The 21609-nt window shown below is 70.5% G+C and carries 23 protein-coding genes and 5 pseudogenes; 12 read left to right on the forward strand and 16 right to left on the reverse strand.

Features of this window, described 5'->3' with window-relative positions; translation table 11 throughout:
- Positions 1-36 precede the first annotated feature (36 nt).
- Positions 37-3027 (forward strand): SpoIIE family protein phosphatase, encoded by a 2991-nt coding sequence (locus F3T56_RS49525; protein WP_149830038.1) that lies wholly within the window; start codon positions 37-39, stop codon positions 3025-3027.
- Between the two features lie 56 nt (positions 3028-3083).
- Positions 3084-3845: a DeoR/GlpR family DNA-binding transcription regulator gene (locus tag F3T56_RS37995; protein ID WP_149830039.1), complete on the forward strand. Its 762-nt coding sequence runs from the start codon at positions 3084-3086 to the stop codon at positions 3843-3845.
- Between the two features lie 351 nt (positions 3846-4196).
- On the opposite strand, the gene F3T56_RS48690 is transcribed toward F3T56_RS37995, so the two are convergent.
- Positions 4197-4397, reverse strand: coding sequence for an ATP-binding protein (locus tag F3T56_RS48690; RefSeq protein ID WP_246204278.1), 201 nt, complete (start codon positions 4395-4397; stop codon positions 4197-4199).
- Complete coding sequence (locus tag F3T56_RS48695; protein ID WP_246204279.1) at positions 4394-4678, reverse strand: ATP-binding protein; 285 nt, start codon at positions 4676-4678, stop codon at positions 4394-4396. The genes F3T56_RS48690 and F3T56_RS48695 overlap by 4 nt, the downstream gene beginning before the upstream one ends.
- A gap of 176 nt (positions 4679-4854) precedes the next feature.
- Between F3T56_RS48695 and F3T56_RS38005 the strand changes: the two are divergent.
- Positions 4855-5511, forward strand: a pseudogene (locus tag F3T56_RS38005) (helix-turn-helix domain-containing protein); the annotation flags it as partial.
- An 11-nt stretch (positions 5512-5522) separates the two neighbouring features.
- Positions 5523-5726 carry a DUF397 domain-containing protein gene (locus F3T56_RS38010; RefSeq protein ID WP_149830040.1) on the forward strand — a complete coding sequence of 68 codons (204 nt, stop codon included), beginning with the start codon at positions 5523-5525 and terminating at the stop codon, positions 5724-5726.
- Positions 5727-5823: 97 nt separating this feature from the next.
- Here F3T56_RS38010 and F3T56_RS38015 read toward each other — a convergent pair whose 3' ends face one another.
- Complete coding sequence (locus tag F3T56_RS38015) at positions 5824-6990, reverse strand: NAD(P)/FAD-dependent oxidoreductase (protein WP_149830041.1); 1167 nt, start codon at positions 6988-6990, stop codon at positions 5824-5826.
- Between the two features lie 37 nt (positions 6991-7027).
- Positions 7028-7741: a GntR family transcriptional regulator gene (locus F3T56_RS38020; RefSeq protein ID WP_246204280.1), complete on the reverse strand. Its 714-nt coding sequence runs from the start codon at positions 7739-7741 to the stop codon at positions 7028-7030.
- Between the two features lie 89 nt (positions 7742-7830).
- Here F3T56_RS38020 and F3T56_RS38025 point away from each other — a divergent pair.
- Positions 7831-8142, forward strand: a pseudogene (locus tag F3T56_RS38025) (DEAD/DEAH box helicase); the annotation flags it as partial.
- Between the two features lie 129 nt (positions 8143-8271).
- Here F3T56_RS38025 and F3T56_RS38030 read toward each other — a convergent pair.
- The 8 genes from F3T56_RS38030 to F3T56_RS50325 all read right to left on the reverse strand — a co-directional run bounded on the left by F3T56_RS38030 (position 8272) and on the right by F3T56_RS50325 (position 14913).
- Positions 8272-9858, reverse strand: coding sequence for a S8 family serine peptidase (locus F3T56_RS38030; RefSeq protein WP_246204281.1), 1587 nt, complete (start codon positions 9856-9858; stop codon positions 8272-8274).
- 283 nt (positions 9859-10141) lie between these two features.
- Positions 10142-10645 (reverse strand): hypothetical protein, encoded by a 504-nt coding sequence (locus tag F3T56_RS38035; protein ID WP_149830043.1) that lies wholly within the window; start codon positions 10643-10645, stop codon positions 10142-10144.
- A gap of 218 nt (positions 10646-10863) precedes the next feature.
- Positions 10864-11052, reverse strand: a complete 189-nt coding sequence (locus F3T56_RS38040; protein WP_149830044.1) for a hypothetical protein — start codon at positions 11050-11052, stop codon at positions 10864-10866.
- 134 nt (positions 11053-11186) lie between these two features.
- Positions 11187-11600, reverse strand: a complete 414-nt coding sequence (locus tag F3T56_RS38045) for a hypothetical protein (protein ID WP_149830045.1) — start codon at positions 11598-11600, stop codon at positions 11187-11189.
- A 50-nt stretch (positions 11601-11650) separates the two neighbouring features.
- On the reverse strand, positions 11651-12865 hold the full coding sequence (locus tag F3T56_RS38050; RefSeq protein WP_149830046.1) for a globin domain-containing protein: 1215 nt from the start codon (positions 12863-12865) through the stop codon (positions 11651-11653).
- A gap of 307 nt (positions 12866-13172) precedes the next feature.
- Positions 13173-13877 (reverse strand): CBS domain-containing protein, encoded by a 705-nt coding sequence (locus tag F3T56_RS38055; RefSeq protein WP_149830047.1) that lies wholly within the window; start codon positions 13875-13877, stop codon positions 13173-13175.
- 41 nt (positions 13878-13918) lie between these two features.
- The gene (locus F3T56_RS38060) at positions 13919-14383 is read right to left on the reverse strand and encodes a cyclic nucleotide-binding domain-containing protein (protein ID WP_149830048.1); all 465 of its coding nucleotides are present in this window, start codon (positions 14381-14383) and stop codon (positions 13919-13921) included.
- 143 nt (positions 14384-14526) lie between these two features.
- Complete coding sequence (locus F3T56_RS50325) at positions 14527-14913, reverse strand: Rv1733c family protein (protein ID WP_425473720.1); 387 nt, start codon at positions 14911-14913, stop codon at positions 14527-14529.
- 80 nt (positions 14914-14993) lie between these two features.
- Between F3T56_RS50325 and F3T56_RS48700 the strand changes: the two genes are divergently transcribed.
- The 6 genes and pseudogenes from F3T56_RS48700 (at position 14994) to F3T56_RS38090 (ending at position 17388) form a co-directional block, all read left to right on the forward strand.
- A complete protein-coding gene (locus F3T56_RS48700) occupies positions 14994-15194 on the forward strand; it encodes a hypothetical protein (RefSeq protein ID WP_246204286.1) in 201 nt (66 codons plus the stop codon).
- Positions 15195-15359: 165 nt separating this feature from the next.
- Complete coding sequence (locus F3T56_RS38070) at positions 15360-15734, forward strand: hypothetical protein (RefSeq protein WP_149830049.1); 375 nt, start codon at positions 15360-15362, stop codon at positions 15732-15734.
- 308 nt (positions 15735-16042) lie between these two features.
- Positions 16043-16210, forward strand: a pseudogene (locus F3T56_RS49910) (phosphoketolase family protein); the annotation flags it as partial.
- A gap of 32 nt (positions 16211-16242) precedes the next feature.
- Positions 16243-16464 (forward strand): annotated as a pseudogene (locus F3T56_RS50330) (pyruvate formate lyase family protein); the annotation flags it as partial.
- A gap of 19 nt (positions 16465-16483) precedes the next feature.
- A pseudogene (locus F3T56_RS48705) lies at positions 16484-16585 on the forward strand (pyruvate formate-lyase-activating protein); the annotation flags it as partial.
- Positions 16586-16695: 110 nt separating this feature from the next.
- Complete coding sequence (locus F3T56_RS38090; protein ID WP_149830058.1) at positions 16696-17388, forward strand: response regulator; 693 nt, start codon at positions 16696-16698, stop codon at positions 17386-17388.
- A gap of 125 nt (positions 17389-17513) precedes the next feature.
- Here the strand turns inward: F3T56_RS38090 and F3T56_RS38095 are convergent, their stop codons facing one another.
- The 3 genes from F3T56_RS38095 to F3T56_RS38105 form a co-directional block, all read right to left on the reverse strand.
- Positions 17514-17747: a cupin domain-containing protein gene (locus F3T56_RS38095; RefSeq protein ID WP_149830050.1), complete on the reverse strand. Its 234-nt coding sequence runs from the start codon at positions 17745-17747 to the stop codon at positions 17514-17516.
- A 587-nt stretch (positions 17748-18334) separates the two neighbouring features.
- Positions 18335-18550, reverse strand: coding sequence for a hypothetical protein (locus F3T56_RS47195; protein WP_216373058.1), 216 nt, complete (start codon positions 18548-18550; stop codon positions 18335-18337).
- Positions 18551-18728: 178 nt separating this feature from the next.
- A complete protein-coding gene (locus F3T56_RS38105; RefSeq protein WP_149830051.1) occupies positions 18729-20057 on the reverse strand; it encodes a transposase in 1329 nt (442 codons plus the stop codon).
- Positions 20058-20758: 701 nt separating this feature from the next.
- Here F3T56_RS38105 and F3T56_RS48710 point away from each other — a divergent pair.
- Complete coding sequence (locus F3T56_RS48710; protein WP_246204282.1) at positions 20759-21097, forward strand: DUF8108 domain-containing protein; 339 nt, start codon at positions 20759-20761, stop codon at positions 21095-21097.
- Between the two features lie 57 nt (positions 21098-21154).
- Here the strand turns inward: F3T56_RS48710 and F3T56_RS38115 are convergent, their stop codons facing one another.
- The gene (locus tag F3T56_RS38115) at positions 21155-21322 is read right to left on the reverse strand and encodes a hypothetical protein (protein ID WP_216373059.1); all 168 of its coding nucleotides are present in this window, start codon (positions 21320-21322) and stop codon (positions 21155-21157) included.
- Positions 21323-21609 lie beyond the last annotated feature (287 nt).

Genomic DNA, 21609 nt, shown 5'->3' on the forward strand with positions numbered 1-21609 from the left:
CCGATGTCGGCAGACCGGAGCCCCCGGGCAGCGGCCATGCTCCGGCCCCCGATCGAGCCGAGGCGTTCGGGGTTCTTCCTCCGAGGAGAGGAGGTCTCCGTGACGGATCTCTGGGGCGCCGACGATGCCTTGGCCCGTGACCGGGAGCGGTTCCTGGGGGGCGAGTCGGCCGTGGCCAGCCTGCGGGCCCCGATCCTGAACTCATGGCGGCGCTGTACCGCCATGGGGGTGTCGCCGGACAGGATCGAACCTCCCTACCAGGCGGACCTGGACATGGACGACCGGCTTGTCCGGGCGGCGGTGCCTGTGCTGGAGCGGCTGGAATCCGAGCTGGCGGGCGCGCGCGTGGGCGTGATCCTCGCAGACCGGCACGGCGTGATCCTGCGCTGCCATGCCGGTGAGAAGGCACTGTACAAGCACTTCGAGGCGGTTCGGCTCGCACCGGGCTTCACCTACACCGAGGAGTACGTCGGCACCCACGGCATCGCCACGGCCCTGGAGGAGCGGGGGGATTTCCACGTCTTCGGCGCCGAACACTTCGTCGGCAGCCTGCACCCGTTCGTGTCGGTGGGCGCCGCCGTCCGCGACCCGCTCAGCGGAAGCCTCGCGGGTGTGGTTGGTCTGACCTCCTGGTGTGCCGACGCGGATCCGGCCATGGCGGCAAGGGTTCGCAAGGCGGCCGAGGCCATCTCGCTGCGGCTGCTGGAGGGGCATACGGAGCGGGAGCATGCGCTGCTCCAGGAGGCTCTGCAGGTCGAGCGCCGCGTGCAGGCGGCGATGGCGGACATGGCACGGAGCCTGCCCGGCTCGCACGACACCTCCCTCTCTTCTCTCTCCTCCCTCACCGACAGCGACCGCAATGTTCTGCGGGAGAAGGCCACCGAGCTGATCTCCGCGGTCGGCCGCACCACGGTGCAGGTGCCGCTGTCCGGAGGCCGTATGGCCGCGCTCGTGTGCCGTCCCATGGCGGGGACCTCGGGTGAGGAAGGCGTGGTGGTCAAGCTGAGCTTCGTCGGCGACGAACCAGGGCATCGCATGGTGACAGTGCCGAACGGGAGCGGCGGCGCGTCGACGGTTGGCACACCGGCGGACAGCGCACCGGAGGCCGACACACCGGAGGTGGTGCTTCGGGCTTCCTTTCCAGAGCGGTCAGGTGTGGCAGCCCTGCCGGATGAGCCACTGGGGCAGGCCGTACCGGAAGCACCGGTGGAGAAGGTTGCGGTGGACGAGGCGACGGGGGAGGCGGGGCCCGACGAGGGCGCGGCGACGGATGCCCCCATCGAGTGGCTGCTGGCCGTCGGCCATCCCGAGCTGGGGCGGCTCGCGATGGCCGCGCGGGAGCGCCTGGAACTGCTGTACGACGTGAGCATCCGCGTCGGTACCACCCTGGACGTGACGCGCACCGCGGAGGAGCTGGCCGAGGTGGTCGTCCCACGGTTCGCCGACGTCGTCACGGTCGATCTGCTGGAGCCCGTGCTGCGCGGAGACGAAGCGCTCGTACGGCATGCGCCCCTGCAACGGGCGGCGCTCGGCGCCCACCACGCCGAACCGCCGTTCTTCCCGGTCGGCAAGCGGGTCAGCTTCGCCTCGTCGGCGCCGCAGGCCCGGTGCTTCGCCGAGGGACAGGCGGTCCTCGAACCGGATGTGCGCGCCGTCCCCGAGTGGCTGGCCCAGGATCCCGGCCGCATCCGGGAGATCGTGGAGTACGGCATCCACTCCCTCATCGCCGTCCCGCTGCGCACCCGTGGGGCGTCGCTGGGGCTCGCCACCTTCTACCGCTGCCGGGAGTCCCGGCCCTTCGAGGAGGACGACCTGCACCTGGCGGAGGAACTCATCGCCCGCGTCGCCATCTGTGTCGACAACGCCCGCCGCTTCACCCGCGAGCAGACGGTCGCTCTCACCCTGCAGCGCAGCCTTCTGCCGGGCGTGCTCCCGGAACAGACCGCGGTGGAGGCCGCCCATCGCTACCTGCCCGCCCACATCGCCATGGGCGGGGTGGGCGGCGACTGGTTCGACATCATTCCGCTGTCCGGGGCGCGCGTCGCCATGGTGGTCGGCGACGTCGTCGGACACGGTCTGCACGCTGCCGTCACCATGGGCCGGCTTCGCACCGCGGTGCACAACTTCGCCACCCTGGACCTGGCCCCCGACGAGCTCCTCGGACGCGTCGACGACCTGGTCATCGCCCTGGGCCAGGAGGAGGCATCCCGCTCCGGAGGCGACGACGTCGTCGGTGCCACCTGTCTGTACGCCGTGTACGATCCGGTCTCCCAGCGCTGCACGGTGGCCCGAGCCGGCCACCCCCCGCCCGCGGTGGTCGACCCCGACGGTGCCGTCCACTTCCCGGACCTGCCGGCCGGCCCTCCGCTCGGACTGGGCGGCCTTCCCTTCGAGACCGCTGAACTGCAACTGCCGGAGGGCAGCCAGCTGGTCCTCTACACCGACGGACTCATCGAGGACCGCAACTGGGACATCGACGTGGCCCTCGAACGGCTGCGGGCCGCTCTGTCACACGCCGACCGGGCTCCCGAACAGACCTGTGAGGCGGTGCTGCGCGTCCTGCCCGGCCCCCAGTCCTGTGATGACGTGACCCTGCTCGTCGCCCGCACCCGCGCCCTCGGCGCCGAACACACCGCGTGCTGGGACGTGCCCACCGACCCGGCGGCGATTTCCGCCGTCCGCGCGGCCGCCGTCCGGCAGTTGACCGAATGGGGCCTGGAGGACTGCGCCTTCACCACGGAACTCCTGCTCAGCGAACTGACCACGAACGCCGTCCGGCACGCCACCGGGCCCGTTCAGGTACGTCTGCTCCGTGACCGGGTGCTCATCTGCGAAGTCTCCGACGGCAGCAGCACCTCCCCCCACCTCCGCCAGGCCACAGCCACAGACGAGGGTGGGCGCGGCCTGTTCCTCGTCGCCCAACTCGCCCAGCGCTGGGGAACCCGCTACACCCCGCGGGGCAAAGTCATCTGGGCCGAGCAGTCCCTGTCTCCCACACCGGCGCCTCCGGAACCGTCGTCCTGGTGATCCCTTCCCCCAGGTCGGCGTCCGAGGGGGCGCCACAGCAAGAGGTGAAGCACATCATGCAGGCCAAGGAACGCCAACGGCGGATCGTGGCTCTCGCGCGCGAGGAAGGACAAGCGAGCGTGGAGCGGCTGGCCGATGCCCTCTCGGAGAGCCCGGAGACGATCTGGCAGGATCTGGCCCTGCTGGAACGCCAGGGTCTGCTGCGGCGGGTGCACGGCGGAGCGATCCCCCTGAGGCGGCTCGGCTTCGAGCCGGACCTGCCCACGCGTGGCGAGGTGATGGAGGACGAGAAGAAGAGGATCGCCGCGGCGGCGCTGGACGAGGTGCCCGACGAGGGAGTGATCCTGCTGGACGCCGGGTCGACCACCTTCCGTCTGGCCGAGTTGCTGCCCGCCGGCCGTGAACTGACGGTGATCACCAACAGCCTGCCGATCGCCCAGCTGCTCGCGCAGCACGCCGAGCTCACGGTCCTCACCCTGGGCGGCCGCGTACGGGCTCGTACGCTCGCGGAAGTCGACGTGGTCGCCATCCGCACCCTGGGGACGTTCCTCATCGACGTGTCCTTCCTGGCGACCAACGGTGTCTCGGTCGAACACGGCCTGACCACACCGGACCTGGCCGAAGCGGAGGTCAAACGGGCGATGTGCCAGCGCGCGCGGCGGCGGGTCCTGCTCGCCGACAGCAGCAAGATCGGGAACGACACCTTCTGCCGGTTCGCCGAACTCCGCGACTTCGACGTCGTGGTCACCGACACCGGTATGGAGGCAGAGGCCGCCGTGGATTTCACCGAGGTGGGCCTGCGCGTCATCCGCGTGTGACGTTCTTCTCCCCACCGCCGCGTCGGCGCCGGGCCGCCGGCCGAGCGCAGGCGGCAGGGCGGACGACGCCGCCCGTATGGCCGTAGACACCGTCCGGACCACGTAAACCTCCGGGTACCCCCGCCCCCGACAATCTGCCCCTCGCCACGTACTTCACCAACACGGCGCTGACCGCCGAGGAGATCCGGTTACCGCCGGCAGAAGCAGGACAAGCACGGCTTCACCGACGACGACCTCCGCAACTGGCGTCCCCCGGCCGCAACCCGAGGGCGTCGCGCCGCCGTGAAGAAGTAGCCGGAAACGACTCGGTGTCGTGCTTGTACGTCGATGCCGAGTCTGCCGGACGAGGGGTCACCGGGTGCTTGTGCGAGTGGCCTCCGGTCGGTAAATGCAGCACCGCCCATACCTCTTGCCGGGGGCGGCCGGGCGAGCAGTGACGCCCCAGTCGTCCGCGAGGGCGGCGACGAGGTGCAGGCCGCGGCCGGACTCGGACAGGGAGTCGGGGGTCGGGGGAGTGGGCGAGGGCTGTTTCTCGGCTCGGGTGTCGGTCACCTCGAGGCGGAAGGTGTCCTCGCCAGGGTGAGTTGGACGTGGAAGTCCCGGCCGTGGACGTGGCCGTGGCGTACGGCGTTGGCGCTGAGTTCGGCCGTGATGAGGGTGAGTGTCTCGTTGACCGGGGTCGTGTAGGGGTGACCCCAGTCGTGCCGGCGGTGCGAGACGAGTCGGCGGGCGAGGCGGGCGCCGCGTGGGGTTGACGTGAAGTGCATGGCGAACTCGCGTTCGGGCGCGGGGTGTTGTGGCATATGCCCGTTCGGGGGGATCGCCGACTTCACGCGGTCAACGGTTGCGGACGCTGCGTAGCCTTGAACAGGAGCGTTGCGCTGACGGGTGCGGGCTGTACACGTGGGCGGGGCGCTTGTACGTGGTGTTGGGCGTGAACGGTTCCCGAGCCGAGCGTTGGGCGGGCGGAGTCCGGTGACTGTGGTGGTCGTACGGGAGGAGCCGCGGCGTGAACGACGAGGATCAGCAGCCGGAGTACGAGTTCGGGGCGGGCATTCTGTACGTGTTTGGACGGCAGTTGAAGCTGTTCCGGGAGCGGGCGGGGATGGACCGGGCGAAGTTGGGGTCGTTGACCGGGTACTCGGCGTCGACGATCGCGTCGTTTGAGCAGGGGAGACGTATTCCGCCGCCGAAGTTCATCGACCGGGCGGATGAAGTGCTGGGCGCGGGTGGGGTGTTGGGCGCGAGCAAGGAGGAGGTGGCTCGGGCTCAGTATCCGGCGTTCTTCCGGGATGCGGCGCGGTTGGAGGCGGAGGCCGTTGAGCTGCATGTGTATGCGAACCAGGCGGTGCCTGGGCTCTTGCAGACGGAGGAGTATGGATGACGAGCTGATCGAACAGCGAGCGTCGGCGCGCCTGGCCCGGCAGGAGGTCTTGTCCGGCCGTGACGCGCCGCTCGCCAGCTTTGTCATTGATGAGGCCGTGTTGAGGCGTCCGATCGGAGGGCGGGGAGTCCTGCGTGGCCAGCTTGAGCACATTCTCCTGACGGGGAGCGGCGGAACATCGAGATCCAGGTGATGCCGTTCGACCGTGAGGAGAACGCTGGTATGGCTGGTCCCTTCACCTTGATCGAAACGAAGGAAGGACGGAGGATCGCGTACGTCGAGCCGGGAGAGCCATGAACGCGCACGTACATCAGCTGTCCATAGACCAGTTGGCATTGCGCAGGAGCAGCTACAGCAGCGAGGAAGGCGGTGAATGCGTCGAGGTCGCCGCCTGCCCCGGCACGGTCCACGTCCGCGACTCGAAGGACACAACCCGCGCCGCACTGGCCGTGGACCCCACGGCGTGGATCGCGTTCGTCGAGTTCGCGGCACTCTGACAGGGGCGAGGGCCCTCGGTAAGCGGGTCCTCGCCCCCAGCCCCGACGACTCGCCAACAGGCCCTCCGCGGCACGAACGGAGGTTCAGGGCTGTCGGCTACTGCTCACCCAGCCTGGTCGCGTGTTGCGCCACCTCTGTGTCCGAGCGCCGTATGCCGATGAATCGTGTGGGCCGGAAAGCCCGGAGAAGGTCCTGTCCCTGGTCGGTTGTGATCTCGGTGGCGACCAGGCGTCCCAGAATCGGAGCCAAGGTGATCCCGCTGTGTGAGACGAGGCAGTAGACGCGGGATTGCCCGGACGTGTAGCCGGCGATGGTGTGCCCGTCCGCGGGTAGTGATCGGAAACCTATGCGCAGGTCGATCCGCGGTCGCTCGTCCGGGTCGGGCAGCAGTGCGGAGAACCGCTGAGTGAGGGTGCGTGCGATGTCCCCGTCCGGGGACGGAGGGTCTTCCGGATCGACGTGCGCGTTCAGATCGAGAGCTTGCAGGACCGTGTGCCCGTCGGCCGAGGGCCGGAGGTTGAGGCCAGGGCTGTGGATCACACAGCGCAGGTCGAGTTCCGGGGACCTGGCGTAGCCGAGCAGACCGACGGTCTGCGATCCGCGACCGGTCTCGGTCACCATCGGAACGTCGATCCCGGCCTGGGCAGCCAGACGCTCCGACCAACGGCCTGCCGCCAGGACCACTCGATCGCCCCTGAGGACTTCGCCTCCGGCCAGGGTGACGGACACCCCGTCAGGATTGTCCGCGATGGCCACGACTCGGCCGATCGCACACTTGGCTCCGTGCCGCTCGGCGTCCTTCAGCAGGTTCCCGACGAAGAGGTCCGGCAGCACGTATCCCTCGCTGGGAAAGTGCGCGATGGACGTGATGGTCGCGGGGATCCGGAGGTCGCCTGCTATCCACGTCGCCTCGTCAGGCGTGACGAAGTGTGCCGGGTAGCCGAGGGCCCGCAGCCGCTCCACGTTGTCGGCGAGCCATTGCTCGCTCGAGGAGTTCGCCCACTGCAGTGCCCCGCTGGGGAAGTAGGTCCGCGCGCCCCCCAACTGCTCGGCGAGCCTGCCGTGCTCCTCCATCCCCGCGAGGCCCAGCCGGTGGTAGTCCGGGTCGAGCCTGCGGTACGAGTTGATCCAGGCGAAGGTGGTCGAGGACGTACCGGTGCCGGGTCCGCGCTGATCCAGCAGGAGAACGTCCTCGCCCGCCAGAGCAAGCTGCCTGGCGACGCTTACGCCCAGTACACCGGCGCCGACAATGATGATCTTCATTGTTCTGCCTACTTCCTTTCCGGCAGCAGTGCGCTGCTCACATGGCGGGGACGGGAAGCTCCAGGAAGAACTCGGCGGTTCCCGGACGAACGAGGGTCGTGACCACCTCGATGGTGCTTCCGTCGTCGGCACGCAACTCCCTGCGCCTCATCAGCGCGGGCGTTCCGAACTCGCTGTGCAGCAAGGTGGCGTCGTGCTCGTCGAGGGTCACCGGATCGAGGTAGAGCCGGATCGAGTCGATCGGTACTCCTCTGCGCCGCAGATACGGCAGGGTGACGAGGTCTTCGAGGTTCTCGTTCAGCAGATCGGGAGCGACCGCGAAGAGAACGACATGTCGCTCGACGGACTGTGGCTCCTCGCGCAGGTCCAGTTTGCGGCGGACCAGTTCCACCACGGCCGTGTCGGGGGCGGCACCGGGGAGCGTCAGGATGGCGTCGGCGGCCCTGGCTATCCGCGCGGACACGACCTCGTGTCTGCCCGGCGTGCCCTTTGCGGCTACGTCGGGGGTGACGAAGCCGAGCAGATTGATCTGCCGCCTCACGTCCGCGACAAACGTTCCGTGGCGCCGCCGACGGATCGCCAGCCCTGCCTCGGCCAGGTCGTTGAGGACCCGTTGGGCCGTGGCCCGGCTGACGCCGTACTCGGTGGAGAGGTCCATCTCGGTCGGCAGCCGTGCGCCAGGGGGCAGGTCCCCGGCCCGGATTTTTGCTTCGATCTCTCGCCTGATCTGTACGTAAAGAGGTGCGGCCACGATTAGACCGTACAATCAGTCAATTGACCGGTCAATGCGCCTGCCGAGTATCCACTCCCCGGCGGCGGGTCAGGCGGTGGCGGCGCAGGACGCGCGCCATGCGCGAGGTGCTGCTGAGTACGGACCCGCCGGTCTCCCCCACCCGGCATGCGGACGCGTGCCTGACCGAACAGCGCGAGACCGACGCCCCCGACACCGTGCACGCGGGCGGCACGCTGGTGACGCGCGTCGGAAAGGACGTCCGCTGGTGGACGTGGGCCGGCTACCGCGCCAACGCCACGCTCGCGGCCACCCTGAAGTCGGTCACCGACCCCCTGCAACGGCCCACCGACACCCGGCTGCGCCTGCGGGAGGACCTCACCCCGGCCGACTTCGAGAGCGCCCGCGCTGTGCTGGGTGAACCGGTGCGTTTCCAGCAGGGCACCTGATCGCTCCGGGACCGGACACCGGATCCGGAGCATGACCTCACGGAACGGCACCCGCTGCCTCGATGCGGATGCCGTTCCGTGTGCCGTTGTGGGATGCGCTCGTCAGGCCATGGACACGGCGTAGGGGGACAGGGCCGGGGCGAGCTGTACTCCGGGGGCCAGGCCGAGGGCGACGAGGGCGTCGGGGAGGCCGCGGCCGACGCGTGCCGCCTCCAGTGTTCCGGGGGCGGCCAGTGGGCGGCAGCTGGCGGCGATGATTTCGAACAGGCGCTGCACGCGGCCGGGTCCGCGGGGCAGCAACTGGCCGTGGAAGTCCTCGTGGTGGGCGAGGACGAGCGCGGCCAGGCCCGCGATGTGGGCGGAGGCCGTCACCGTGCCGTCGAGGGCGGTGTAGCCGCCTTGCGGGGCGCACGACAGGACCGCCACGCCGGGGGCGGCCGCATCGACCCCCGCTCCGAGACAGCTGAACGGTGCGGTGAAGTGCCCCTCCGGAGTCAACTGCGGCCCCGCATGGGTGGCTTGGGAGGTGCCCTCCGGGTACGAGCCGAAGACTCCCAGGGAACCGACGGCGTACACCGTGGGCAGCGAGCCGGGGAAGCAGACGTGTCCGCCGGTGTCGCCCGCCGGGGCGATGCAGGCGATGCCGACCGCGGTGGCGTCGGCGAGTTTGCGGGAGACCAGCGCCGAGGGATACGGGGTCGCGACCGCGATGTGGGCGATGTCGGCCTCCCGCTCGATGCAGTGGTCCAGAGCGGCGATCAGGTCGCTGAAGTGCCCGCCGGGCATGACCTGGCAGACCTCGATCGAGGCGTCGACGGCGATGCCGATGATGCCCGTGCCGGTGTCCGCGCCGGCGATGACGCCGGCCGCGTGTGTGCCGGTGCCCAGGGTGTCCTGGGCCCAGCCCTCGTCCGTGCCGCGGACGATGTCGACCCCGGAGCTCACACGTTGCTTCAGATCAGGGTGCTCGGCGCTGACGCCCGAACCGATCATGCCGACCTTGATGCCGAAGGCACGGAACGTGGGCGGCAGCCGGTCGAGCCGCATGGCCTGCTGGCCCCAGCCGTACTGCTGTCGCTGCTCCAGTTCCGGGTACACCTCGGACAGCGGGGTGAGGGTGACGAGATTCTCCTGGGTCGCCGACAGGTCGGGACGGTGGATCCAGCGGTCCGTGTAACCACCCGCGGGGCGCACATACAGGGACTGGATGGACTCCGCCGTCTCCGTCGCCAGGGTGATGGTGACCTTGCCGTCGGCTCTGGTGATGCTCTGGCTCGGCCACGTCGCCCCGATCAGGAACACCCCGGCGCCGGCCAGCGGTTCACCGTCCGGACCGCAGACGCGCAGCTTGAGCTCCACGGGTTCTTCCAGGGGCATGACCAGCCCCGGATCGCGCAGGGGCAGCATGCCCGCGGTCTGCGCGGACGCGGGGAAGGTTCCGGACAGGGGCAGGTCCGGTTCGATGTGTACGTGCAGCGACCGCATCACCGGTACCTGGGTCTCGGCCGCCTCGACAACGGCGATCTCCGGGCAGGAGGGTTGGAGGCCCGCCGACTGGAGCTTGTCCGACGGCAGGAGTCTGCGGACGACCCTGACCTCGGGCATTCTGTCCAGCCGGTCGCACACCGCGTCCATGCTCGGTTCGGGAACTCCCGGTGGCAGGAGATTCTGCGGCAGCGCCGTCACCATGTACCTCGACCGGCGCGGCTGTACCGCGATGGGTGACGGTGCGCCTTGCCTGCGTGGCGCTGCTTCTTCCTCGTTGCCCTTGGGCGCCGACCTGCCGGCCGTCGCACCCTCGGATCCGCTCTCGCGGCTGTTTCCGGGCCTGTCCTTGACCATTACGTCCACTTTCACCACGCCTACGTCGTCCTTGTGCTCCTGATCCGGTGACAGGCGGCGCGCGCTTCCACGGTGATGCGGTGTGCCCAGGAACCGGCCCTGGGCACACCGCATCGTGCGCCGCCTGATGTCAGCCGATACCGAAGGGCTGGCCGCCCATCTGGCCGAACGCGGGCTGCTGGTGCTGCGGGAACTGCTGACCGAACGACTGCGGGCCGTACCCGCCACCCCACGGCTGCTGGCCCTGCTGGCCCTGCTGGCTCTGGAAGCCCTGCTGGCCCTGCTGAAGCAGCGTCACGATCGCGCTGGGCAGCGCCTGCTGTACGGACTGCTCCACGGCGTGGCGGACGGCCCCGGCCAGCGTGCGGTGCAGCACGAGGGCCATGTACGGGTGCGCTTGCTGGGCCAGCTCAGGCCGGTGCTGCAGTTGCTGCTGGATCTGCTGGATCTGCTGGAACGTCTGCTGCACCTGCTGCGCGACCTGCTGGGCCGTCTGCTGACACGCCTGCTGGATGGCCTGCTGGACCATCTGGGCGATCTGCTGCGAGCCGCCCGGCTGCTGACCGCCGAACTGCTGGCTGCCGAACTGTTGGCCGTACTGCTGGAGGGGTTGGGTACCGGTCATCACCGACATGAATGCTCCGTTGTTCGATGCCATGGGCAAGCCAGCGCAGGGATTTGCAATGGCTTTATCGGATAAGTCCGACACTTGACGCTAAATTGACCTCGCCCCGGCCGCAATCGGACGCTCCAGCGATCCCCCGATCGGTCGCACGGCAGGAGGGGTTTCCGCAGCTGACGGCGGTATGACGGCCGGTCAGCGACAGGGCCCGTGCGGCTCGAAGCCGCGGTTCAGGACTTGGGGGACGCCATGGCGACCTGGAACGCCTTCATGCACGGAAAGCAGTGCCTGTCCGTCGGCGCCCGCCCATCGGGTTCCTCGTGCTTCTCCACCCCGCACAGCGTCAGGGTCTTGTCCGTCGTCAGCACATGCCACATCGGTTCTCCCGAGGTGTTCGCGCCGCACCACATCTCGTACATGGCCGACTCCATCCGTAGGAATAGAGGTCGCTCCCATACCAACACGGTCGAGCATGGCCGACGCTTCGTGGCGGCCATGCGGGTGACACCGGTAGGGAGGTGCCGCGGCGTCCGGGCCTGTACTCACCGCGGGCTCACGCCGGGTGAGAGTCGGTGCCGGAGCCACCGCGCCAGGGCGGGGTCACCGCCCGACGGTCGTCGCGTCCGGTGTGTGCGGCCTTGTCGGTCTGGCGGCGCAACCGGTCGTGGAGGCGGTCGACGAGTTCGCGGCCGGTGGCTTCCTCGGCGAATACGCCCACTTCGCGCCGTCCGATGTGGAGGGCGGCCGCTGCCGACCAGGGACGGTACGCGTGGTGGGCGGACGCTCTCGTGATGCGCACCTCGCCGCTGACGGCGGGCAGTCCCGGCCGGCCCAGCACCGCGTCGATCTTCGTGCGGGCGTAGGTCATGGTCTCCTCGACCACCTCGCCGTCCGAACGCAGCAGCACGCCGGTAGTGGTGGTCTGGGTGTCCTTGCTGGTCGTCATGCCGGTTCCCTTGCTGGTCATCGCGGTTCCTCTCCTGGAATCGCGAGGGGGCGGGGATGTCCCGACGTCGTTCAGGCCGTCGGGCCGGGCAGCCACAGGTCGGGGCCGAAGACCTCGTAGCGGATGCGCTGTGCCGGGACCCCGGCGTTCAGCAACTGCGCGCGGACGGCTCGCATGAACGGCAGGGGGCCGCACAGGAACATCGTGGCGTTCTCGGGCAGTTCGATGCCGTCGAGGTTCATCAGGCCCTCGCGGGCGTCGGGTTCCTCCGGTTCGGGGTGCTCGTACCAGAAGACGGCGCGGGCTTCCGGCAGTTGGCCGACCAGCTTGCCTGTCTCGGTGCGCAGGGCGTGGTCGGCGGGGGAGCGGTCGGCGTGCAGGACGAGCACCGGGCGGGTCGAGCCGAGGGCCGCGAGATGGGCCAGGATGCCGGTCATGGGCGTGCCGCCGATGCCCGCGGAGACGAGGACGACCGGAGTGGTGGCGTCGGCCGGGTCGTCGAGGAAGACGTCGCCGAAGGGCGCGGAGAGCGTCAGTTCGTCGCCCTCGCGGACCTGGTCGTGCAGCAGGTTGGAGACCTCACCGTCCGGCGCGTCGGCCGTCCCGGCGACCCGCTTCACCGTGATCCGCCGCAGATCCCCGCCCGGGTCCGAGGACAGGCTGTACTGGCGCAGCTGATGCGCCCCGTCCGACATCAGGACCCGTACGCTCACGTACTGGCCCGCCCGCGCCCGCGGCGCCGGGCGGCCGTCCGCCGGGCGGAGCAGGAAGGACACCACGTCCGGGGTTTCGGTGCGGCGCTCGACCACCGTCCACTGCCGCCACACCTTGCCGGGCTCCACGCCCGCGTCCTGGTACAGACGGGCCTCACGGCCGATCAGGGCGCCGGCCATCAGCCAGTACACCTCGTCCCAGGCCGCCGCCACCTCGGGGGTGACCGCGTCGCCGAGGACCTCGGCTATCGCGCCGAACAGGTACTTGTGGACGATCGTGTACTGGTCGTCGGTGACGCCGACCGCGGCGTGTTTGTGCGCGATCCGGTCCAGCAGCGTGTCCGGGCGGGTCTCCGGATCGTCGAGCAGCGCGGTCGCGAACCCGGCGATCGAGCCGGCCAGTGCGCGGCGCTGGGCTCCGCTGGCCTGGTTGCCGCGGTTGAACATCCCGTCGAGCAGTTCCGGCCGGTCGCGGAACATCGCGCCGTAGAAGCGCGTCGTGATCTCGTCGAGCGCTCCGGCCACGGCGGGCAGGGTGGCACGGACTACGGCGGCGGATTCTGCGGACAGCATGGAGCCTCCCGGGCAGGGGGTGGGGTTGGAAGGGCGCCGCCTCATCGCATCGGGCGGCATCTTCTGTGTAGCAGGCGCCGGCCCGCGTTTCGGCGCTGTTTCCCGGCACTGGGCGAAGAGGGGCCGAACGGCCCCATGGATTGAGGCACATCGGTCCCACACCCCGCTCCGCGGTTGGGGCCACACGGCACCGGGACGACTGCCTGTCGGCTCTGTCCGGCGCAGCCGTTCCAAGTTGAAGGCGGGCCCAAACGTGCGCAACGCGGCGAGGTTCTCGCCGCGTTGCTTCATCGTTCGCTCGGGTCGGTCACGAGGGTGAGGTGTTCTCGCTGTGACTCGGCGGGGCAGGAGCCGGCTTGGAGGGACGGTTGGGCTCGGAGACGTCGAAGTTCACGTTCACGACTCCCTCGACGGCCCGGATCAGACGTGCGGCCACGGGGATCAGGGAGGTGTCCCGGATGTGACCGCTGAGGGTGACGACCCCGTCCCGTACCGTCACGATTGCGGACGACGTCGACTTGGGGAAGAGGTACGACACCACCTCCCGGCGGACCTCCTCCGCGATGTCCTCGTCCTCACGCAGGAACACCTTCAGCAGGTCGGCGCGGCTGACGATGCCCTGCAGCATGCCCACGTCGTCGACGACGGGCAGCCGTTTGACCTTCGCCAGGGCCATGGTCCGCGCGGCCTGGGCGAGCGTCGCGTCCGCGTGGACGGTGAGGGCCGGCGAGGTCATCAGCTCCCCGGCGGTCACCGCGCCGGCCTTCGCCAAATCCGGCAGGCGCCGCAGCTGGGTGTGCCGGTCGGGATCGCTGTCGCGGAACTCCTCCTTGGGCAGGAGGTCGGCCTCGGAGACGACGCCGACGACCCGGCCCTCGCCCTCCAGGACGGGCAGGGCGCTGACCTTCCAGTCCTGCATCATCCGCACGATCTCCTTGAACGAGGCGCCACGGCCGATGGCGGCGACGGTATGGGTCATCACGTCGCTGACGATGTGCGGGGTGCCGTGCATGATGCCTCCTACGGCGCTGTCACCTCGACTCGTCGGCCCGGTCACAGGAGGCTGCCGCTGCCGTAGGGGGCGTACAGGTCCAGCAGCCGGGTGCGGGCCGAGTACAGACGGTGAGCGAGTACGCCCCCCACCCACAGGGCGACCGTCCGGCCCAGGTCGGGATCGTCCTTGCACATCGAGCGTATCGCGGTGGCGTCGAACTCGTAGGCGCGCACCGGGCTGGTCGCCTCGGCACCCAGATGCCAGAGGTGCGGGGCGAACAGCCAGGACCAGCCGACCAGTTCGTTGTGCCGGAGGGTCCCGATGACGGCCGCGCGGCGGCCGGGTACGCGCAGGTCGAGGTCCACGCTGCCGGTACGGATGATCCAGAAGCGGTCGGCCCGGCCGCCCTCCTCGAAGAGGGGGGTGGCCTGCGGGAACGACACCTCACGGGCGAAGCGCATCAGCCGACGGCGGTGCTCGGCCGGCAGCGCCTGCAGCATGCCGGCCGTGGCGGGAGCGTTCATGACGTGCCTCCAGTCGGGGCGTACGAACCTGGCACCTCCAGCGTGCTCCCGTGCCCCGTGCCGGACGATGGGCCACACGGCCCCATGCGCGGGCCGCCCGGCCCCCTGTGCATGAGGTACACGGAAGGTCGGGGACCCGTGGATCAGCCGGTCTTGTGGCTCCACCGCGGGCCGACCAGGTCCCACTCCCTGCCCCACTGCTCGACGCGCCGCAGGTCGAGCCTCCACCGGGCGAGGGCTCCGGCGCCGAAGGCGAGGCCGGCGAAGGCGAGGCCGGCCGCGGTGGCGAAGACGCCGGCTTCGACGGCCGCTTCTGCGGGACTCGGCGGCTCGGTGACGATCTGGCCCCGGCCGTCCGTCCAGACCATGATCCCGGACCCGGCCGTCAGCCCGCTGTCCGCCAGGGTCCTGTCCGTGTGGACTGTGCTGTCGGGGTCCGTCCAGCGGACCTTCGCGGCGATCCTGTCGCTGTTGGTCCCGACCCCCCAGGCTCCGCGGGACGTCGGTGAGAAGAACGGCGCGTACGGAATGCCGCTCGGCGCGCTGCCGGGCGAACACCTCGTCGGCTGCCTGGGCCGCCACCAGGCCGACGACCGTACCGCCGACCGCGATGACCGCCCACACGGCCGGCACGATCCAGGATTCGACGATGTCGTCGCGCCGCCGCAGCGGGTTGTTCCGCCACCGCCAGAGCTGGTTCTTCCTCGTACGCCTGCTGCCGTCGTCCATCGGCCTGCCCCTCTTCCTCGTCGTGGCGCTCACGAAGGTGACAGTCGAGAGGGAGCCCTGGCATGGGCCGAGCAGGCAGTAGGGGTGGGTCGGCCGGGGCCAACTCGAAGCAGATCTGGGGCCGTTCGGCCCCTGCCCGTGAGGACCGGCGGCGCGGCCATCGGCTCCTCACAGGGCCGTGGCGGGCACCCACGCTCGGAGGACAGCACCCCCTGGCCTCCCTTGGCCTACGCGTGAGGAGGGCATCATGCACAGCACAACCCTGGACGCCGTGATTCCGGAGACCTGCGTGTCGGCCGCGGTCGCCGCGCCCTCGATTCACAACACCCCGCCATGGTCATTCCGCCTCGACGGCGAGTCGGCCATGTTCCAGGTGCGCGCCGCCCCCGAACGGGGCCTGCGCCACACGGACCCGACAGGTCGCGCCCTGCATCTTTCGGTGGGGGCGTGCCTCTGGAATCTCCGGGTCGTCGTCGCGCACTGCGGATGGTCGCCGGTCGGGCGCCTGCTGCCCGCCCCGGAGGACCCCGGCCTCCTCGCGATCGTCCGGAGGACGCGGCCCTCACCGTCGTGGGCACCCGGGGGTTCGGCGGTGTCTCCGGCGCGCTGGCCCGCTCGGTGAGCTGGCGCTTGGCCGCCCAAGCGCACGGTCCGCTGCTGGCCGTCCGCGGCGACCACCCCTGCGACGGGGGCCGCGAGGTGCTGCTCGGCCTGGAGAGCGACGCCGACACGGAAGCGGCGGCCTATGCCTTCCGGGAGGCGGCGCGGCGCGGGGCCCGCCTGCGCGTCCCGCACTCCGCCACGCACCGGCACACCACGCCCGACCTGCCCTCACTGGTGGCCGCGACAAGCCCGGGCCAGGAGCGGCAGGCCAGGAACGACCGGTCGGAAGAAGCCGTTCCGCGGCTCGGCATCGCCCGCCTGCGGGAAGACCGCTACCGCCTGGTCATGGACGTCATCGACCGCGTCCCCGGCCTCGCCGTCCGCGCCGCCGCCGTACGCCAGCGGATGGAGGACACCCGGCTGCGCCACCACGACTGGATCCGTGTCCACGGCACCGACCTCCCCGAGGTCGCCGACTGGACCTGGGACGGCTGACCGGGCCGAACGGCCCGGCAAGGGAGGGACGGATGGCGGGCCCCACCTGCACGACCACCCCGGTGCACCGTTTCATGGCGTGCGGCATCGCCGGCCTGTCGGTCGCCGTGGACAGCCTGTCCGCCGTCAGGCACGCGCGCGTGAAGGTCATCCGGGACGCGACCGGGCTGGCCGTCGACTACGAGGTCGAGGGCGACTACCCGGCGTACGGCAACAACGACGACCGCGCCGACGCCATAGCCACCGACCTGGTGACGTCCCTTCATGGCCAAGGTGGGGATTCCCTTCCCGCTTCGCGACACCCCCGCGCCGGATCCGGGGCTGACGGAGCGGGTGCGCGAGCGGTTCCGGGAGCACGGCCTGCGGGCACTGTGAACGCAGTAGGGCCGATCGGCCCTGGTCCTTCGGCCCGGGATCGCACAGGATCTGCGATAGGCGGATTCAGACAGCGCGAAACGCGGAGCGAGCGGAACAAGGAGCATCCGATGGCGGACGGCGAGCAGCCCGGCCCCGACAACCCGATCCGGGTCTTTCTTCTGGACGACCACGAGGTGGTACGGCGCGGGGTGCACGACCTGCTGGACGACGAGCCGGACATCACCGTCGTCGGCGAGGCCGCCAATGTCGAGCAGGCCCTGGTCCGGGTGCCCGCGCTGCGCCCGCAGGTGGCGGTGCTCGACGTCCGCCTGCCCGACGGCGACGGCGTGACCGTGTGCCGGGAGCTGCGCTCGCGGATGCCGGAGCTGGCCTGCCTGATGCTGACCTCGTTCGACGACGAGGAGGCCCTGCTCGACTCGATCATGGCGGGCGCGTCCGGTTACGTGCTGAAGCAGATCCAGGGCTCCGACCTGGTGTCGGCCGTGCGCACGGTGGCCGCCGGCCAGTCCCTGCTCGACCCCAGCGCCACCGCCAAGGTGATGGCCCGGCTGCGCCAGGGCCAGGAGCCGGAGCCCGAGCCCGACGCACTGCCGGGCCTGACCGAGCGGGAGCGGGAGATCCTGGCCCTCATCGGCGAGGGCCTCACCAACCGGCAGATCGGCCAGCGGCTCTACCTCGCCGAGAAGACGGTGAAGAACCACATCTCACGCCTGCTCGCCAAGCTCGGTGTGGAACGGCGCATCCAGGCCGCCGTCATCGCCACCCAGGCCCAGGACAGGCTCAAGCAGGACGGCCACTGAAGTGTCGCCCACGCCGTGGAAGGCACCGCTGATCCGGACGGCTCGGGGGTCGGCAGCATGGTCAGCAGCATGATGCTGGGCTCGGTGGCCCGTACGGTGTGCGCCAGCCGTGCGGGGAGGCGGATTCAGCTGCCGGGTGTCGCCTCGGTCTTCTCGTCGCCCAGGACGAGGTCGAGGCGGCCCCGGACGACCTGGATGACCACGGGCAGGGCGGAGGTGTGCTCGGTCAGTTCCTGGCCGGCGGCGAAGGCGAAGCCGACCACGCGCAGCCGGTCGTCGCGGTACAGGACGCGGCTGAGGGTGCCGTCCTCGGGCACGGTCAGCTCGGTGGCCAGGTCCGTGATCACGGTGGCGGTCATGTGGAGTACATCCTCAGGGCTGGGACTGGGTGGGGACGGCGAGCAGACTGATCGCGCCCAAGTGGGCGCTGTGCCGTCGGAAGACGCGGCGCATGTGCAGCACACGACGCAGGACGGCCGGGTCCCGCAGCGCCCGGCCGGCGATGCGCAGGGCGGGAAGCAGCCCTTCGTCGGCGACGAGCCGGCGTGGTCCCCTCGTCGGCGAGGAGTTCGCTCCAGCCGGTGGGTGTCAGGGGGGGCGCCGACGCGGATGGCGTCTTGTAGGTCCGCCGCGATCCGCTCGGCGAGGGCCGGGTCCAGGTCGTCGGGCAGCAGACACAGTTCGTGAATGGCATACCGGCCGGTGGAGTCGTCGAGGAGGCGGCGCGCTTCCCGTACGCGCGCCGCTTGGCCGGTTCGGGCTGCATCGTCAGCATCGCCTCGCCGTACACGACGGTGGCGTCGCCGCCCGGCAGGCCGGTGTCCGCGGCGTCCGACCGTACGGCACGCACCTCGGTCGGGCCGGGAGCGACGAGGACGCTGAGCGCGGCCACGACAGGCGGCGTCGCGGTCGACGGCGGTGTAGGCGGCCGGGCGACGGGCGAGGGTCAGCCGGGCGGTGGCCCCAGGCCGGCGGTCAGCTCCACCACCCGGTCCTCGGGATCCACGCCCAACGCGTCCAGCATCCACCGGGTCAGCTCCACACCGCCGGGGCGCAACACGCGCTTGCCCACGCGGGCGAGCAGCCAATGGCCGGGCATGCGGGCCGCGTCCAGTCCTTCGCCGGGAACGGGAAGGTTCTTCCGCAGGGCCGGCTGATCCATCGATGCCATGCTCATGCCTCGCTCTCGCACGGGTCCTACTAAGGCGAACCTAACGAGGAGTGATGGCGGGCTGCGCGGGCCGAACGTCCCGATTGACGGGCCCACTGGGCCCATCAATCGGATCACCCGGTGGCGCGCGGATCACCTGGTGACGCGAGCGATCGTCATTGCCGACGCGTCAGTCCTGGATCGCCTCGGCCACGGTGCCGCGGACCTGCCCGGACAGCCGGGCGTTGCCGCGTCTGCGGCCGCGGGCCTCCAGGGTGGCGAGGTCTTCGAGGTAGATGACGGTGGCGCCGAGCGCGGTCGTCTGGTCGACGGCCCAGCGGGCCGCCGACCACGCCAGCGCGTCGTTCAGCTTCCGGATGCGGGCGCATACCCGCTCATGCTCGCGCTGAAGCACCGCCGCCCCGTGCAGGAGTCGGCCCCAGGCGCGGTGCGGGGCACCGAGAGGGTTGGCGAGCGCGCGGTAGTGGTCACGTTTGGCGGCCAGGTGTTCGCGGTGGCCGCGCAGCCGGTGCAGTTTCGCACTGATCGCGGTGGCGTCGAAGATCAGGGGCCGGCCGTCGGTGACCACCCGCTTGCTCTCACCCCGCCCGGTCAAGCGGCCGAGGGCGCCGGTGAGCAGGGTGTTCACACCCCAGTCGAAACCGACCGCCACCCGATGTCCGGACGCCCTGGCGGCCGGGACGGGGCGGGAGTACGGCAGGTCCACCGCGATCCGCCCAGCTGGGGTGGGGCGCAGGGTGGGGGTGTGCAGGACCGCGTCCGCGTGGACGGTGCCCGGCAGCCGGATGTCGATCACATGCCAGGCCCACTCCCGCCCCGAGGCCGGGGCAGCGCACAGCGGGAGCTTCACCCGCAGCCGGGCCGTGGTCTCATCCAGGCGCTGCAGGGTGACCTGCTGGCGGTCCATCGCCGCCAGCAGCACCTGCGCCGCGACCCGGGGCGGCTCCTCCAGCTCGCACAACCCGGCGGGCAGCTTGCCGTGCTCGGCCAGATACGCGCCCACCTGCCGGGTGCGACTGCGGATCTCCGCACCGCTGATCCCGGCGGGCAGCAGCGCCCGCAACGCGGCCCACTCCGCCCCGGTACGCCGAGAAGGATCGGCGGGCCAGGTCGCCAGGATGGCCGCCACCACAGTGCGCCGGTGCACCGCAAGACGCAGGGTACGTGCCGCGTACTCCTCGGCCGCCCGGCGCACCCGGTCCGAGACGTACACACCCTCGGCAGGCGCGGCGACTCCTGCCCAGTGAAGGCGGCGCAGCGCCATCCATCCCTTGGACGGCAGCTCCTTGCCCTGCCCGCCGAGGCCGGCGGCCAGCACATCCAGCGAACCCTCGTCCCACCGGGAAGCCACCACAGCCCCGGTCAGCTCCTGGCACAAGGAGGCCAGGTAGGACACCCGCTCCAACAGCAGCCGCTGACCCACCCGTTCACCACTGCTCTCGACCACACCGCCGAAGGCGGTGCACGTCGCCGTCGCCACCAACCGGCCCACACGCACCACCCCCTCCACAGCCCCGAACCGGTGCGCACCCCCGCATCCGATCGACCTAACGACCGACCCCCGCACAAAGCACGCACCCTCTGGCGACAAGGCCCGACTCATGCAGGAAAACGCAGCAAAACCGCCAACAGCTGAAGAGCCTGATGCTCACGGCCTCCTGCCGTGAGTTGGCCCGTCCCTCGGCACCATCAGAGTCCTTCCCCACCACCGCAGGCGACGCGGTCGCTCGGGCGCCCTCGTACGAAGCGCAGGACTGTGGAACCCACCGGCGAGTGCGGAAACGGTCCGGCCGAAGCCCGGCAGATGCAACTCCAGTTCCTGCAGCAACTGGTCGGCGTCCCCTCGCGGCGCACTGTGACGTACACGGCTCCGCAGCACCCGGCAGTGCATTCCGGCTCGGACAGCATGATCCGGCTGGGTCATGCCTCCATGGTCGATTGAAGTGGCGCATTCAGGCATCCCGATTTCCTCGCCCAGCACGCGCAGCCGGCTCCATTCCGTCCGGATGACGAGTTGCCGGCTGACCGGGTACGGGGCATCTGGCGTGCGTGGATGGGGAGTTGGGCCGCGGCTTGGTCGGCATTCGACAGTGCTGTCCCGGTGTGTGTGGACGTGGGCGTCGGGGCTTGTGCGGTTCGTGTAAGAATCTCTCGCTTTCTACGTGTAGATGGCCACGTCTGTGGCCGAGGAGGGGATCCATGTCCGCGTCGTCGTCGCAGCCGCAGTTCCAGCAGCCGTACCCGCCGCAGCCGCAGCCGGGTGGTCCGTACCCGCCGCAGGCCTACCAGGGGCAGCAGCACCCGGGGCAGCAGTACCAGGGCCAGCCGTATCCGCCGCAGCAGCAGTACGCGGCGCCGATCATCATCAACAACTCCGTGGCCGCGTCGGCGTCGGCTGTGGCGTTCGGCGGCGGGTACGGCCGGCGGAAGCGTCAGTCGTTCTGGGCGCATTTCTGGCTGTTCATGTTCACCGCGGGGATCGGGAACGCGATCTACGCCTGGTATGTGAGCGACTGGAACAAGAAGCACGGCCGCTAGCCACGGCAACACCCCGCCGAGGAAGTTCGGCGGGATGTCCCGGAGTGTGTCGGTCGGTTACAGCAGGCTGCTCCAGTACGGCCAGAAGCGGGTCAGGACCAGCAGTGCGATCACCCCGTACCAGGCGCCGAGCAGCATCCAGTGGGTGTCCCGGACGACGTACAGGGCACCCCGGGGCACCGGGATGATGCCCCGTTCCAGGCAGCGCGGGGTCACCTCCAGCACATCGGCAACGGCATGTACGGCGCCGTCGTCATCGACCCGCCCGGCCTGGCGAAGGTCGACCACGAGTACGTGCTGGTCTCCTTCGAGCTCTACCTCGGCACACCCGGCACACGGCCCAGGTGACGAAGATGCGCCAGAACACCCCGGACGCCTGGGCGTTCAACGGCATCGCCAACCAGTACGCCCAGCAGCCCCTGAAGGGTGAAGGCCGGTGAACGGGCCCGTTTCCGGGTGGTCGGCGCCGGGCCGAGCGACGGCATCGCCTTCCACATCGTCGGCACCGTCTT

Origin of the sequence: Streptomyces tailanensis (genome assembly GCF_008386495.1) — a bacterium.
GTDB lineage: Bacteria > Actinomycetota > Actinomycetes > Streptomycetales > Streptomycetaceae > Streptomyces > Streptomyces tailanensis.